General features: G+C 70.0%; 11 protein-coding genes. 6 read left to right on the plus strand and 5 right to left on the minus strand.

The genetic code is table 11. The features are described 5' to 3' along the window. Nucleotides 1-21: 21 nt before the first annotated feature. Nucleotides 22-1,560 (plus strand): S8 family serine peptidase, encoded by a 1,539-nt coding sequence (locus ACFWNN_RS36460; protein WP_382444506.1) that lies wholly within the window; start codon nucleotides 22-24, stop codon nucleotides 1,558-1,560. Between the two features lie 75 nt (nucleotides 1,561-1,635). On the opposite strand, the gene ACFWNN_RS36465 is transcribed toward ACFWNN_RS36460, so the two are convergent. Next, nucleotides 1,636-3,435 carry a trypsin-like serine protease gene (locus ACFWNN_RS36465; RefSeq protein ID WP_382444507.1) on the minus strand — a complete coding sequence of 600 codons (1,800 nt, stop codon included), beginning with the start codon at nucleotides 3,433-3,435 and terminating at the stop codon, nucleotides 1,636-1,638. Nucleotides 3,436-3,571: 136 nt separating this feature from the next. Continuing rightward, nucleotides 3,572-5,092: a phospholipid carrier-dependent glycosyltransferase gene (locus ACFWNN_RS36470; RefSeq protein ID WP_382444508.1), complete on the minus strand. Its 1,521-nt coding sequence runs from the start codon at nucleotides 5,090-5,092 to the stop codon at nucleotides 3,572-3,574. Between the two features lie 167 nt (nucleotides 5,093-5,259). Here ACFWNN_RS36470 and ACFWNN_RS36475 point away from each other — a divergent pair, with 167 nt between their 5' ends. From ACFWNN_RS36475 to dinB, 3 genes are read left to right on the plus strand one after another with little or no spacing between them, the layout of a single operon-like run. Further along, entirely contained in the window at nucleotides 5,260-6,585 is a 1,326-nt protein-coding gene (locus ACFWNN_RS36475; RefSeq protein WP_382444509.1) for an MFS transporter, read from the plus strand. A gap of 9 nt (nucleotides 6,586-6,594) precedes the next feature. Further along, entirely contained in the window at nucleotides 6,595-7,551 is a 957-nt protein-coding gene (locus ACFWNN_RS36480) for a serine hydrolase domain-containing protein (protein WP_382444510.1), read from the plus strand. Nucleotides 7,552-7,588: 37 nt separating this feature from the next. Continuing rightward, nucleotides 7,589-8,779 (plus strand): DNA polymerase IV, encoded by a 1,191-nt coding sequence (dinB, locus tag ACFWNN_RS36485; RefSeq protein ID WP_382444511.1) that lies wholly within the window; start codon nucleotides 7,589-7,591, stop codon nucleotides 8,777-8,779. Between the two features lie 2 nt (nucleotides 8,780-8,781). On the opposite strand, the gene ACFWNN_RS36490 is transcribed toward dinB, so the two are convergent. Together ACFWNN_RS36490 and ACFWNN_RS36495 are read right to left on the minus strand one after the other, a co-directional pair. After that, nucleotides 8,782-8,985, minus strand: coding sequence for a cold-shock protein (locus ACFWNN_RS36490; protein WP_382444512.1), 204 nt, complete (start codon nucleotides 8,983-8,985; stop codon nucleotides 8,782-8,784). Next, on the minus strand, nucleotides 8,982-9,212 hold the full coding sequence (locus tag ACFWNN_RS36495) for a hypothetical protein (protein ID WP_382444513.1): 231 nt from the start codon (nucleotides 9,210-9,212) through the stop codon (nucleotides 8,982-8,984). Before ACFWNN_RS36495 ends, ACFWNN_RS36490 begins: the two co-directional genes overlap by 4 nt. Before the next feature lie 143 nt (nucleotides 9,213-9,355). Between ACFWNN_RS36495 and ACFWNN_RS36500 the strand changes: the two genes are divergently transcribed. Further along, complete coding sequence (locus ACFWNN_RS36500) at nucleotides 9,356-9,586, plus strand: hypothetical protein (protein ID WP_382444514.1); 231 nt, start codon at nucleotides 9,356-9,358, stop codon at nucleotides 9,584-9,586. A gap of 2 nt (nucleotides 9,587-9,588) precedes the next feature. Here the strand turns inward: ACFWNN_RS36500 and ACFWNN_RS36505 are convergent, their stop codons facing one another. Continuing rightward, complete coding sequence (locus tag ACFWNN_RS36505; RefSeq protein WP_382444515.1) at nucleotides 9,589-13,608, minus strand: glycoside hydrolase family 3 C-terminal domain-containing protein; 4,020 nt, start codon at nucleotides 13,606-13,608, stop codon at nucleotides 9,589-9,591. A 144-nt stretch (nucleotides 13,609-13,752) separates the two neighbouring features. Here ACFWNN_RS36505 and ACFWNN_RS36510 point away from each other — a divergent pair, with 144 nt between their 5' ends. Next, nucleotides 13,753-14,925 (plus strand): ROK family protein, encoded by a 1,173-nt coding sequence (locus tag ACFWNN_RS36510; RefSeq protein ID WP_382444516.1) that lies wholly within the window; start codon nucleotides 13,753-13,755, stop codon nucleotides 14,923-14,925.

Here is a 14,925-nt window from a genome sequence, read left to right on the forward strand (position 1 = left end):
CGAGTTCCGGAAGGACTTCCCATGCACCGCAAAACCTGCGGGCTCGCCGTTCTGGCCCTGGCCTCGGCTGCGCTGGTCACCCCGGCGCAGGCGGCTGAGGCCGACTTCGTCAAGGCCGAGAACCCGGCGGCCGGTGGCAGCTTCATCGTGTCGCTCAAGGCCGGCGCCGCCATCCAGGCGTCGTCCGAAACCCTCAACAAGAAGTACGGCGGCACCCTCGACGCCGTGTTCTCCCGTGCCATGCGCGGCTTCCAGGTCACGAACCTGAGCGAGGCCGCGGCGCGCAGGCTGGCGGCCGACCCGGCCGTCAGGGCCGTGTACCAGGACGGCACCGCGAAGGCGCTGGACGTGCAGAACAACCCGACGTGGGGCCTCGACCGCGTCGACCAGGCGTCGCTGCCGCTGGACAAGAAGTTCACCTACCCCAGCGGTGGCGCGTCGAACGTGACGGTCTACATCACCGACACGGGCGTGAAGACGAACATCGCCGACTTCGAGGGCCGCGCGTCCGTGGGCGCCGACTTCATCGAGGACGGCCAGAACGGGCAGGACTGCTCCGGGCACGGCACGCACGTGGCCGGCACGGTCGGTTCGAAGACGTACGGCGTCGCGAAGAAGGCCAAGCTGGTCTCGGTCCGCATGCTCGGCACGAACTGCACGGGCAACGGTCCGGACTCGGCGGGCGTCAAGGCCATCGAGTGGATCACGGCGAACGCCCAGAAACCCGCCGTGGTCAACGCTTCCTGGACATTCGACACCCCGGACATCGGCAACGACGCCATCGCCGGCATGGTCGCCTCCGGCGTGCAGATGGCGGTCGCGTCGGGCAACAGCTCGACCGACGCGTGCTCGACCGGACCGGCGAAGATCTCGTCGCTGATCACGGTGAACGCCACCTCGTCCAACGACGCGCGTGCCTCGTTCTCGAACTACGGCACGTGCACGGACATCTTCGCGCCGGGTGACAACATCACCTCGCTCGGGCTGAACGGCGGCAGCACCAACATGTCCGGCACGTCGATGGCCACCCCGCACGTCGCGGGCGTCGCGGCGCTGTACCTGTCGGCCAACCCGTCCGCGAGCCCGCAGGCCCTGCGCGACGCCCTGGTGAACAACGCCACCTCCGGCAAGGTCACCAACCCGGGGTCCGGTTCGCCGAACAAGCTGCTGTACAGCGGGTTCATCGGCGGCGGCGACCCCAACCCGCCGCAGTGCGGTCCCGGCACCAACGGTGACGACGTGTCCATTCCGGACAACGGAACGGCCGTCTCGTCGTCGGTGACGATCTCGGGCTGCACGGGCAACTCCACCGCGTCGGCCACCGTGAAGGTCGACGTCAACCACACCTACACCGGCGATCTGGCCATCGACCTGGTCAGCCCGTCCGGCAAGTCCTACGTGCTGAAGAAGGCGGGCGGCGCCTCGTCCTCGGCGGGGGTCCACGAGACCTACACCGTCGACTTGTCTTCCGAGGCGCGCAACGGCACCTGGAAGCTTCAGGTGAAGGACGTCTACACCTACGACACCGGCAACATCGACACCTGGACCCTGACGGTCTGATCCCACCACGAAAGAAGAAGAGCCCCGGAGCCGCATCGGCTCCGGGGCTCTTCCCTGTTCCCCCTGCCAGGGGAGCTATCGGGTGACGGTCAGCGAGAACGTCGTCGTTCCGGTCTTCCCGTCGGCGGACTTCGCCGTGATGGTGATCTGGTAGGTGCCGGGCGGGGTGGAGAAGTTGGTGAAGATCCAGACGTTGCTGCTGCCGTTCTGGCCGATCGTGGCCGGGTTGAACGAGAGCTGGGCACCCGTCGGCACACCGGACGCGGTGAGCGTGAGGTTCCCGGTGCCACCGGACGCCTTCACGACGGTCTGGCCGAGCAGGCCCTGCTTCACGGTGGCCGACGACGGCGTCGCGGTCACCTTGACCTCACCGGTCGGCGGGTCGGTGCCCTCGACCGTCAGCGACACCGAGGTGGTGGCCGTCTTGCCGTTGGCGTCGGTGCCGGTGACCGTGATGTTGGAGGTGCCGGCCGCCGCCGTTGTGGACACGTCGAACGTGACCTTGGCCGAGTTGCCCGCGCCGATGGAGGTCGGCTGGAACGTGGCCTTCACGCCGCTCGGCACACCGGACGCGGAGAGGTTGATCGTCTGGCCGTCGCCGTCGGACGAGATCGTCGTGGAGACGTACTTGCCCTTGGCCGCCTTGACACTGCTCGGCGACGCTCCGAGCGTGAAGTCGCCCGGCTGCGGGTCGCCGCCGCCGGTGACGGTCAGCGAGTACTTGGCGGACGCCGTCTTGCCGCTCGACGTCGACCCCGTGACCGTGATCTCGTAGGTGCCGTTCGGTGCCGAAGCGCTCGCGTCGAACGTGACCTTGGCCGAGTTGCCGGTGGTGACCGAGGTCGGCTGGAAGACCGCCTTCACGCCGCTCGGCAGGCCGGACGCGGACAGCGTGGCGTTCTCCGCGCCACCGGAACCGGCCGTGGTGGTGATTCCGGCGGAGAGCGTCTTGCCCGCTGCCACCGAACCGCTGCCCGGCGCGACGCTCAGGCCGAAGTCACCGACGGGCGGCTGCTCGCCGACCTCGGTCTTGACCCAGTCGCCCATCTCGTTGTCCAGGCGGCCGTAGATCGAGTACCACTTGAAGTCCGACCGGCTCCACGACGCGACGCCGTAGATCTTGCCGTCGAAGACCAGCGGGCCGCCGCTGTCGCCGGGCAGGATCGTGATGCGGCCGTCGTTGTAGCCGGCGCAGATCATGGTCGCCGACTTGAAGCCCGCGCCGACGCCCTGGCAGACGCTGTCGCCGTTGACGACCGGCAGGCTCGCCTTGTCGAGGGTGACGTCGGCCGAGGTGTCGTTGAAGTCCTTCTTGCCGTAGCCGAAGCCGACACCGGTCTTGCCCGGCGCGGCGCCGCCGGAGTCCGCGGACGTGGCGAACTTCGGGTACGCGGCACCGCCCTTGAGCGCGATGTCGCGGTCCACGGTCACGACGGCGACGTCGAAGCCCTGGTCGAAGTTGACGTACTTCGGGTGCTTCTTGTAGCTGACGACGTTGACGGCGAACCCGGTGCCGTTGCCGTTGTTGTAATCCTTGAGGTCGTCGAGCCCGTAGACGAACTTCTTCTCCCCCTGGGCGTCCGCGCAGTGCGCCGCGATGAGGATCTTGCGCGGTGCCACGACCGTGCCGGTGCAGGTCTGTCCCTGTGGGCGCGTGCCCCCGGCGCGGATGCCCGCGATGATGCCGGGGAACTCGCTCACGGTGGAGTTCTGCCCGCCCGCGAAGAAGGGCGAGGCGTCACCGAGGTTCGCGGGGACGGTGTCCCCCAGGTAGTTCGCCGCAGGGGCGTTCGGTGCCGCGCTCGCGGTGCCGACGGGCGTCAGCACCGAGGCCGCGACCAGGGCCACCAGGCCCCATGACCGTGTTCTCGTCACGATGGTTCCTCTCCGGAATCTCAGGAACGCCCACCTCAGGGCAGGGACGGCGGTCGTTCGCTGCGATCACTGTCGGAGCCGGGCACGTGCGGAACAATCAGGGACGGCATCCGTAGGGGTACGGAACTTTCACTACCTACGGACGGCGGAAGATCGTGATGGAGTGGCCGACGACGTCGATCGGGACGCTCGTGTCGATCAGTTCGCTGAGGAACGCGTCGGCCTTGGCGATGGCCGTGTTGGACACGACGAGCAGCCCGTGCACCTGGTCGGCGGCGACTCCGCGCGGGTCGGCGGCGCGGATCCCGTAGTGCTCGGGCACGCCCGCGCCCTTGTAGACGAGCCACTTGTGCTCGTCCGGGTAGCGCTGCAGCCGTTCGGCGAGCCGGCCGAGGTCCTGGCCCCAGTCGACGTTGGAGTCGTGCAGGTGCAGGTGGGTCTTCGACGGGCCGCCGAAGAGTTCGTTGGAGTACGGCAGGTAGTACGGGAACGTCCACAGTGAACTCGCCGCGACCATGACGACGGCGATCTTGGCGTACCGGCGGTGCGCGACGACCGCGGCGGCGACGGCGAGGAACATCGGCACGAAGATCGCGTAGCGGACGCCGAGGTCGCGGCTGCCGGTCATGGCGACGGCGAGCAGCACGGCGGCGGGCGCCAGCACGTACTGCGCCGCCGGGCGTCTGATCAGGGCCGCGGTCCCGGCCGCCCAGAGCAGCAACGCGCCGAGCGGGGTCTTGATGACCAACGCCGCGGGCAGGTAGTACCAGTGCGACCCCTCGTAGTGCGTGCCGAAGAGGTAGCCGCCCCAGACCCGGTGCTCGAACTCCATCTGGGCGCGGAATCCGTCGACGTAGGCCTGCGGGAACGAGGCGGCCGGATCGACGGCGACGTACGAGAGCCAGACGACGGTGATCGCCGCCAGCAGCACCCCCACCGCGGCCCGCCAGCGCGCCTGGATCAGCACCAGCACCAGGAACACCGGTACGGCGGCGAGGGTGTTCATCTTCGTCGCCAGGGCCGCGCCGAGGGCGAGCCCGGCGAGCGGCAGGTTCAGCGCGGGGGCGGTGCGCGCCCGCCACAGCAGCCAGGCCGTGGTGAGCACGAACCCGGCCGCCGGAACGTCCAAAGTGGCCAGTGAGCCGTGCGCGATCACGTCCGGGGAGAACGCGTACAGGGCGAGGGCCAGGACGCCGCCGGCCCGGCTGTGCGAGATGTCGGTCGCGAAGAGCAGCACGACCACGCCGAACAACAGGGTCAGCACGATCATCGGGAGCCGGGCGGCGAGCAACAGCGTGCCGGGGTCGTGGCCGGACTCGTAGAGCAGGTGCCGTCCCAGTTCGGTCTGGTCGCCCTGGAAGCCGGGGTCGAGGGTGACGTCCGTGAACGCCAGCCCGGTCGCCATGATCAGTTTGCCGAGAGGCGGGTGCTCGGGGTTGTAGCGCAGGCTGTGCTGCTCGGCCTGGACGACGGCGGCGCCGATGTACACCGGTTCGTCGATGGTCGGGGTCTGCTGGACCGCGGTGGTGATCATCGCGATGGCCATCTGGCCCAGCAGCACGGCCGCGACCAGCACGAACGGCCAGCGCCGAGGTGCGTCGACCCGCACGGACGGCAGGGGCACCTCGGTGGGGCGGCTGATCGTGGCGAGCGCCAACTCCGCTCGGTCCTTTCCGGTGGGTGAACGGGACCCGGTACTTCCCGAAACGGGGCGCCCGCGCGTTCGGTTGCTTGCGGATTTCGCTACAGGTTGCTGCCCAAGCCTCTACCGCATTTCCGCTACACCTTGTAGCTTTACCGGTCCCCGGACGAGGGAGACCAGCCGTGACCTCTGTGAACACCCGCCCCGCGATGGCGGTGCTCGCCGCGTTGGCCGTGACGATCGGCGCGCTGGAGAGCATCCCGTTCCCCGCTCTGCCGCTGCTGCAACGCGAGCTCGGCCTCGACGCCGCCCAGGCGGGCCTGCTGTCGACCACGTTGATCATCACGTCGGCCATCACGATGCCGGTCGTCGCGAAGATCGCCGACGACCGCGGCGGCCGCCGGACCCTGCTCGTGCTGACCTGGTGCATCGTGGCCGGCGCGGTGCTGTCGGCGTTCGCGACGACGTTCCCGGTGATCCTGCTGGGCCAGTTCCTGCAGGGGCTGGGCGGCGGCGTGCTGCCCGTGTCGTTCGTGCTGGCGCGACAGCTCTTCCGCGACTCGACCCCGGTGGCGGTCGGCGTGCTGACCGGCCTGTTCACCGTCGGCACCGGCCTGGGCGTGCTCGCCGCCGGACCGCTCGCCGACGCGTGGTCGCGGCAGTGGATGTTCCTGCTGCCCGCGATCGCCGTGGCCGTGGTGGCTCTGGTGGCGCCGGCCGTGCTGCCCGGTCCGCAGGAGGTCCGCCGGGTGCGACTGGACTGGCTGGGCGGAGTGTTGCTGGCGTTCGCGTTGGCCACGCTCATACTCGCGCTCTACGTCGCGCCGCAAGCTCCGGCCGCGGCGGCCGTGTTGCTCGTGCTCGCTTCGGGGCTCGGCGCCGGGTGGGTCGTCGTCGAACGCCGGTCCGCGCATCCACTGGTGGACCTGGGGATTCTGCGGGCGCGCGGGGTGTGGACCGCGAGTCTCACGGCCGCGGCGCTCGGGGCGAGCTACTCGGCGACGTACTTCCTGGTGCCGCAGCTGCTCACCGGGCTCGGTGCGACGGCCAGCGAAATCAGCCTGTACCTGTTCCCCACCGTGCTGGTCGCGGTCGTGGTCGGGCCGCTGTCCGGGGTGTTCGTGCGCCGGGCGGGAACACGGGCCGTGCTGGTGGCGGGCCTCGCGCTCACCGCGTTGGGAACGTTGTTCGTGGCCGGGTGGCACGAGGCGCCGTGGCAGATCGTGGTGGGGCTGCTGGTGACGCTCGGGCTCGGCGTCGGCACCGCGTCGACCGCCACCTACACCTCCGTGATCACGTCGGTGGGCCCGCAGGACACCGGCGTGGCGGCGGCGACGTGCGGGATCGCGCGGGCGATCGGGGCGGCGCTGGGCGTGCAGATCGCGGCGGCGCTGCTCGTGGCGGGCGGCTCGTTCCGGCTCGGGTTCCTGCTGGCGGCGGCCGTCGTGCTGGTGCCGTTGGTCCTGCACCGGAAAATGAGTTCCGCCGAGGCCGTACCCCAGGTCTAGCCTGCCGGAATGGCGCAGATCGACGACATCGCAGCTGAGACCGGCTTCTCCGGCGTGGTGCGGATCGACCGTGCCGGGGAGGTCGAGTTCGAGCAGGCCTACGGGCTCGCCAACCGCGCGTACGGCGTGCCCAACACCATCGGCACGCGGTTCGGCATCGCCAGTGGCGGCAAGGGTTTCACCGCGCTGGCGATCCTCTCGCTCGTCGACGAGGGGAAGCTCGCGCTCGACACCACGGCCCGCGAACTCCTCGGCGACGACCTGCCGTTGATCGCCGCCGACGTGACGGTCGAACACCTCCTCACGCACACCTCGGGCATCGGCGACTACCTCGACGAGGAAGGCGACTGGGAGGCGAACGACTACGTCATCGGGGCGGTGCACGAGCTGACGACCACCGAGTCGTTCCTGCCGTTGCTCGACGGGATTCCGACGAAGTTCAAGGCGGGCGAACGGTTCGGCTACTGCAACGGCGGCTTCGTCGTGCTCGCACTGCTGGCCGAACGGGCCAGTGGCCGCGGCTACCACGACCTCGTCCGCGACCGGGTGCTCACGCAGGCCGGCATGAGCCGCACGGACTTCCTGCGCTCCGACGAGCTCCCCGGCGACGCGGCCGTCGGCTACCTGGAGGGGTCGGACCGCACGAACGTCTTCCACCTGCCGGTCGTGCCGAACGGCGACGGCGGCATCTACACCACCGCGGGCGACATGACGAAGTTCTGGCACGCCCTGTTCGCGGGCGAGCACGCGCAGACCGTCACGAAGCCGCGCCACGACGTGCCCGAAGAACAACTGCGGTACGGGCTCGGCTTCTGGCTGCACGAAACGAACGACACCATCATCCTCGCCGGGTACGACGCGGGTGCGTCGTTCAAGTCCACGCACGACCCGCACACCGGCAAGACGATCACCGTCCTGTCCAACACCTCCCCCGGCGCCTGGCCGATCGCCCGCGCGCTCACGTGAGCGGACACTGTTCTGAACGGGTGACGGATGCGAACATGTGTTCGTGAGCACCCCGATCCTGCACGCCGACCTCGACGCCTTCTACGCGTCGGTCGAGCAGCGGGACGCGCCTGAGCTGCGCGGACGCCCGGTGATCGTGGGCGGCGGGGTGGTGCTGGCGGCGAGCTACGAGGCCAAGGCGTTCGGCGTGCGCACCGCGATGGGCGGGGCGAAGGCGCGCAGGCTCTGTCCACACGCGATCGTCGTGCCGCCCCGGTTCTCGGCCTACACGGCCGCGAGCAAGGCCGTGTTCGAGGTCTTCCGCGACACGACGCCGCTGGTCGAGGGCCTGTCGATCGACGAGGCGTTCCTCGACGTCGGTGGCCTGCACCGGATCGCGGGGCCGCCCGAGGTGGTCGCCGCACGCCTGCGGGCAACCGTGCTGGACCAGGTCGGCCTGCCGATCACGGTCGGGGTGGCGCGCACGAAGTTCCTCGCCAAGGTCGCGAGCGGGGTGGCCAAGCCGGACGGGCTGCTGGTCGTGCCGGCCGACGGCGAGTTGGCGTTCCTGCACCCGTTGCCCGTCGAACGGCTGTGGGGCGTCGGCGACGTGACGGCCGCCAAGCTGCACGGCCTGGGCCTGCGGACGGTCGGCGAGGTCGCCCGGCTCGGCGAGGTCGCGCTCGTGTCGATGCTCGGCAAGGCGGCGGGCCGGCACCTGTTCGCGTTGGCGCACAACCACGACCCGCGTCCGGTCCAAACTGGACGAAGACGCCGGTCGATCGGGTCCCAACGCGCGCTGGGCCGGCGCGAACGCACCCGCGACGACCTGGACGCGATCCTGGCGTCGTTGATCGACGGCATCTCGCGCCGGTTGCGCACGGCCGAACGCGCGTGCCGGACAGTGATCCTCCGTCTCCGGTTCGCCGACTTCTCGCGCGCGACCCGGTCGCACACGATCCCGCATCCCACGACCGAGACCGAGGTCCTGCTGGCAGCGGCGCGGGAACTGCTGGCCGGGGCGATGCCGATGATCGAGAACCGCGGCATCACGTTGCTCGGCCTGTCGCTCACCAACCTGCAGAACGACACCCCGATGCAGTTGGTGCTGCCGTTCGAGGAACGGAAACCGGCCGCGCTCGACGCCGCTCTGGACGTCGTGCGCGACCGGTTCGGGTCCAGGTCGGTGACGCGGGCGGCGCTGCTCGGCCGTGATCCGGGGATCTCCGTGCCGTTGCTGCCCGACTGACCTCAGAGCATGCGCACGGAGACCGCCTGCGGTCCCTTCGGTCCCTGGGTGACCTCGAACTCCACCAGCTGGTTGTCCGGGATGCCACCGGAGTCGTAGTCCCGCACCTCGGAGTAGTGCATGAACAGGTCAGGGCCGCCGCTTTCGGGAGCGATGAAGCCGAAACCCTTGGTTCCGTTGAACCACTTGACAGTTCCTCGAGTCACGCGCGTGCTCCTTCTGAGCCGGTGGACGCCGGCAGGTTCGCCAGGCCGAGCATGGACAGCAGGTCACGGCAGTCGCTCGCGTCGCGGGAATGTTCCGCGACGCGCCGGGCCGCCTGGTGCTGCTGATGGGATTCGGCCTGTTCGGCCGCCTGACGAGCCTGGGCGAAGCCACTCGCCGGGTGCTGAGATCGAGGAGAAGAAAAGGAGTTCTGGCGATCCGGCTGCAAGCCGGCGCTCCTGTCTCCGGCCGGAGAACGCCGGACCGGACGGGGATCGGGAACCGCGGCGGCTGGTTGCCGACACCTGGTACCCCGACTTCCGCCACAGTAGCGCACCGGCACAGGTCACGCGCACGGCGTACGGTCGGCCCATGCCAGAAGACGCAGGTGGTCCCGCGCTCGAACCGACGTTGTCCGAATGGCTCAGGGCCCGGGAGGAGACCGCCGGTCACCTCTCGGCGGGCTCCCCGGACACCGTGGACGACACGTGGGTGCAGCGGCTCTCCGACCTGCTCGCCACCGAGAGGTCGTGGCAGGACCAGTACACCGACCTGGTCGCGCTCGGCAGTCTGGACGGGCGCTTCCCACCGTCGAGCCGCTGACGTCACATCAGGTGGATGGGCACGACGTTGCCGCCGCCCACCACGAACTTCACCTGGCCGATCGCCTGCCCGTTCGTGCCGATCTGCAACCTCAGGTCGGAGTGGTTGTTCTGCCGGCTGAGGAAAGCCGCCTCCGGCAACGGGATCACCGCCGTCTTCCACGTCTCGCTGGCGGTGTTCGTGACGAACGCCGAGTCGCGGTAGGCGTTGTTGCCGACGTTGCCGTAGGAGTCGTACTGGATGTTCCAGGTCGCGGTGCCGCGGTCGAAGTACGTCACGTGCGCGGCGGCCTGGTAGCTGCCGCCGGGCACGATGCTGTCGTCGATGTCGAAGTACATGAACGGTGACGCGGAACCCGTGGTGGTGCGGCCGGTTCTGCCGCCCACGGTGACCGGGACGGTCCGGCCGTCGTCGCCGTCCTTGATCCACGCGCCGTGCGGGACGTCGGTGGTGCCGAGGTCCGCGCCGACGATCGCGTCCGTCGAGGTGCCGACGCCGACGGCGAACAGGTGCATCGCCGGGGTGTTCGGCACCTGGGACGGCGCGATGTCCGGCAGGACCACGTACTTCACGGTCTTGGCCGGGTCGAGCGGTGCCCAGGCGAGGTAGACGTGCACGCGCTGGTCCTGGCGGGTGCTGTTCGGGCCGACGTTGATGTACGGGGTGGCGGCGGCGATCGACGTGCCGGGCAGGGCGTTGCCCGACCACCAGTCGGCGAACGACAGCGAGTAGCTCTGCGTGCTGCCGTCGGTGTAGACGATCGTGCCGGGTGCCGAGGTGCTGCCGAACGCGCTGGAGCCGAGGAAGCCGAGCAGCCTGCCGGAGCCGTTCACCGGCACGACCTGGCCGCCTGCCACGACGTTGTTCGGCACGTTCGCCGCGGGCCAGGTGAAGCCGATGCCGCCGACGGTCACCGGTCCGGCCGCCAGCCCGGCGGAGGCCAGCGCCTGCGCCGAGTAGTTCAGCCCGCTGCCGTCGAACGCTCCCTGGACGGGCTGGTTGTCGTTGGAGATGCCGGTGTTGGTGAAAGCAGCCGAGACCGAGGCGTACGGAACCTTGACCGTGCCTTCAGAGCTGAACGTGCCGAACGCCGAGGTGGCGGTGAAGCCCAGCGAGTAGGAGCCCGGTGTCGCGGTCTCGGTGACGTTCCACCGCACCGTGACCGAAGCTCCGGCGGCGACCCGGTCGAACGTCGTCGGGGTGGTAGCCGTCGCGGTCCAGCCGGACGGCACGGTGATCCCGACGGTCAGGCCGCGCACGTCCGCCGCGCTGCCGTTGGTGAACGTCGTGGAGGCGACGCCGGTCGCGCCGGGCGCCAGGATCGACGGAACGGTGCTGGTCAGCGTGCCGCTGACGACGATCGGCGCAGAGCCGGAGACGCCGTTCACGGTCGCGGTGATGGTCGCGGCGCCGTCCTTGATCGCCCGCACGATCCCCTGCGCGTCGACCGAGGCCACGGCGGGATTGCTGCTGCGGTAGGAGATCTGCGCGCGGCTCAGGTCCACAAAGGTCTGGTCGTCGTTGACCGCCTCGACCACGTGGTCCGCGGTGACGTTCGTGTCCGTGGCCAGCCAGCGGTTCCGGGCCTTCAGGTCGAACGTCTGACCCGGCTTGTGCACGACGGCCTCCGGCTGCACCGTCACGTGCTTCACCTGGGGCGTCAGCGTTCCGCTCACCCGCACGTCGTGGCGCGAGGTGATGGTGGCGGCGTCCGTACCCACCCGGAACTGGTAGGTGCCCGCCGGCACCGCCTCGCGCTTGGCCGCCGTGTCCCACTGGGCGAGGTCGCGGATCTTCACCGGCAGCACGACGCGTTGCGTCTCGTTGGGCTGCAACAGACGGGTCTTCTGGAACGCGGCGAGCCGCTGCCGCGGCACGTCACCGGTACCGGCGCCGGGTGTGGCGGCGTAGACCTGGGCCACGGTGGTGCCCGCACGCGAGCCGGTGTTCGTGACGTCGAGGCTGACGGTGACCGTGTCGCCGGGCGCGGCCGAGGTGCGGTCGACCGTCGGGTTCGCGAAGCGGAACGTGCTGTAGCTCAGGCCGTGACCGAACGGGTAGGCCGGCGTGCCGGTGAAGTACTGGTAGGTGCGGCCGAGCCCACCGGTGCCCGCCGCGTTCAACCGGTAGTTCTGCATCGACGGGAGCTGCAAGTCGTCGCGGTACCAGGTGAAGTTGAGGTGCCCGTCCGGGTTCTGCCTCCCGAACAGCACGTTCGCCAAGGCCGTGCCCTGGCTCTGGCCGTTGTAGCCGCTGAACACGACCGCGGGCACCTTCGCCTGGTCGAACGTCACCGGCCCCATCGCCTGGATCGCCAGCACCGTGCGCGGGTTCCCCAGCGCCGACACCTGGTCGATCAACGACGTGTAGTTGCCCGGCATCGCGATGGTGGGCCGGTCCTTGCCCTCCCGCGCGACCTCCATGTCCGTGCCCGCGAACACCACGACCAGGTCAGCGGCCCGAACCGCCGACTTCGTGGCCTCGGACAGCACCGCCGGACCGGTCGCCGACGTGGAGGTCGAGGCCGCGTCGAAGAGCACCGACGCACCCGGCAACGCGGCTTGGATGCCCTGCACGGCGTTGACCGTGTGGGTCGGTTTGCCGCTGTACCCGCCGAGCGTGACCTTGCCCGCCAGGTCGCCGAGCACCACCACTCGTGACGTCCGCGCGGGGTCGGCGGGAAGCACGTTGCCCTGGTTCTTCAGCAACACCAACGAGTTGTCGGCGACCTTCGTGGCGAGCGCCTGGTTCGCCGGGCTCTCCAGCACGGACTTGGTGATCTTCGTGTACGCCACGCGGTCGGCCGGGTCGAACTCCCCGGTCGCCATCCGCATCGTGAACACCCGCACCAGCGACGCGTCCAGCACGCCTTCGGACAGGATGCCTGCGTCAATCGCGGCTTGGACATTGGCGAGCGTCGCGTTGGCGCCCTCGCAGTTGAGCTGCGTCCCGGCCCGGAGCCCCCACGCCAGCGCACCCGCGGCAGCCGGGATCTTGCGACCCGTGGACGTCTGGGTCCACACCACCTGCGCTCCCTCGATCGCGGACCGCCAGCCCGGCGCCGCCCAGAGGTGACCGGTGGGCGGCGGCTGCCAGACCGTCGCGATCGCGTCGCAGTCCGACACCGAGTAGCCGTCGAAGCCGTAGGTGCGTTGCGCCAGCTGGTTCACGAGGTAACCGTGGACCGCGCCGGGCGTGCCGTTGATCGAGTTGTAGGACGTCATCAGGCCGCTGGCGTGGTCGTGCTCGATCAGGTTCTGGAACTGCTTGAGGTAGTACTGCCGCAGGTCGGCCTCGGTGGTCGCGGAGTTGCCGGAGAGCCGGTCGTCCTCGACGTTGTTGAGCGCGTAGTGCTTCAGGGTCGCGGAGACCTTGAGGTACGGGGTGGTCGCGACGCCGTCGATCGTGTTGCCCTGGTAGCCGTTGACGAACGCCCCGGCCATCTTGCTGACCAGGTGCGGATCCTCGCCGAAGCCCTCGTCGGTGCGGCCCCAGCGCGGGTCGCGGTCCATGTTCACGGTCGGCGCCCAGTACGTCAGGTCGCCGTACTCGTTCACGTCCGGCCCGATGTTGTTCTGGGCGGCGCCGAACAACGACTTGTCCAGGAATCCCCTGGCCTCGTCCGAGATCGCGGTCGTCTCCGCGTGGATCAGGGCGGGGTCCCACGACATCGCGGCGGCGAAGTTCACCGGGAAGCTCGTGGCCTTCACGTTGTCCACGGACCCCTGCCCGCCACCGCCCGCGTCGCCGCCGAGCCGGTTGATGCCGTGCTGGCCCTCGCTCCAGTACGTGTACTGCTGCACGCCGAGCCGGGGGATCGCCGGGGCGTTGTTGGTGTGCAGCTGCCGCACCTTCTCCGGCAACGTCATGCGCGCCACCAGGTCCGCCGCTCTCTCCGCGAACGTGTACCGGGTGTCGCGGTAGATCGGTGTCTCCGCGGCCGCGACGGCCGGGACCGACGCCACGACACCGCCGGAAAAGGCAAGCGCAGCAACGAAAATGGGCAGCATGCGACGCGACATGGGGGCCTCCGCCAGGACCGGAGTGAGCCTTCGTAACGAAGAGTTCACGGTTCCGCCGATCGCGGACACAAGTCAAGAATTTGCGCCAGTTCCGGTACAAACTTTCGCTCAAAGTCGGAAGAAGTCAGCGGATAGAGTTGATCTGTGTCAGCGACTCCGGCCAACCTGCGGCGGCTCGGCCGCCTGCGCGTTCTCCAGGCGTTGAGCGAGATCGGCGAGGTCTCGCGGGGCGATCTGGTGCGGCACACCGGCTTGTCCCGGGCGACCATCAGTTCGCTCGTCGCCGACCTGGCGCGCGAGGGACTCGTGCGGGAGCAGAGCTCGGTGGCGATCCGCCTCGGCCGTCCGCCGCAGGTCGTCTCGCTCGTGCCGGAGGCCGGGTACGCGTTCGGGCTCGACCTCGGTCACGACCACGCCCGGCTGGTCCTCGCCGACCTGGCCGGCACCCCGGTCTGGGACGACACCGTGGAGCTCGACGTCGACAGCTCGGCCGAGCACGCCGTCGCCACCGCCGCCGGACTGGTCGAGACGGCGCTGGAGGACGCCGGGGTCGAGCGAAGATCCGTGCTGGGGCTGGGTGTCGGCATCGCCTGCCCGGTCGACCGCCGCACGGGGATGCTGCGCGCCGAGGGGATCATGCCCGCGTGGGCCGGCGCGAAACCGGCGGAGATGCTCACCGGCCGGACCGGCCTGCGCACCCTGGTCGTCAACGACGCCAACGCGTGCGTGGTCGCCGAACGCCGCTACGGCGTGGCCCGGCACTGCGACGACGTCGTCTACCTGCGACTCTCGGCGGGCATCGGCGCCGGGGTGGTGTGCGACGGGCGAATGCTGCTCGGCCACGACGGCCTGGTCGGCGAGCTCGGGCACATCTCCGTCGACCCGCGCGGCGAGGTCTGCCGGTGCGGCAACCGCGGCTGCCTGGAGACGATCGCGAGCCCGGCAGCCATCGCCCGGCTGCTGTCCCGCAGCTGGGGCCGGACGGTCACCAACGCCGAGCTGATGACGTTGCTGGACAACGGCGATCGCGGAGCCGTCCGCGCGGTCGAGGACGCGGGCGAGGCCGTCGGCCGGACGCTCGCCATGACGGTCATGACGCTCAACCCGCAGCTGGTGGTCGTCGGCGGTGAGCTGGCGGCGGCGGGTGCGGTGCTGTTCGACCCGATCCGCCGGGCGTTGCGCCGCAACTCGCTGGGCGACCTGCACGGCGAGCTCCAGGTCGTCGGCAGCGCGCTCGGCGACGGCGCGAGCGCCAGGGGTGCGGCGGCGCTCGTGCTGGCCGAAGCCCCCAACCTGCTGAGTATTGACAAGGTTTGA

The sequence above is a fragment of the Lentzea sp. NPDC058450 genome (assembly GCF_042721395.1).
In the GTDB taxonomy this organism is placed as follows: domain Bacteria; phylum Actinomycetota; class Actinomycetes; order Mycobacteriales; family Pseudonocardiaceae; genus Lentzea.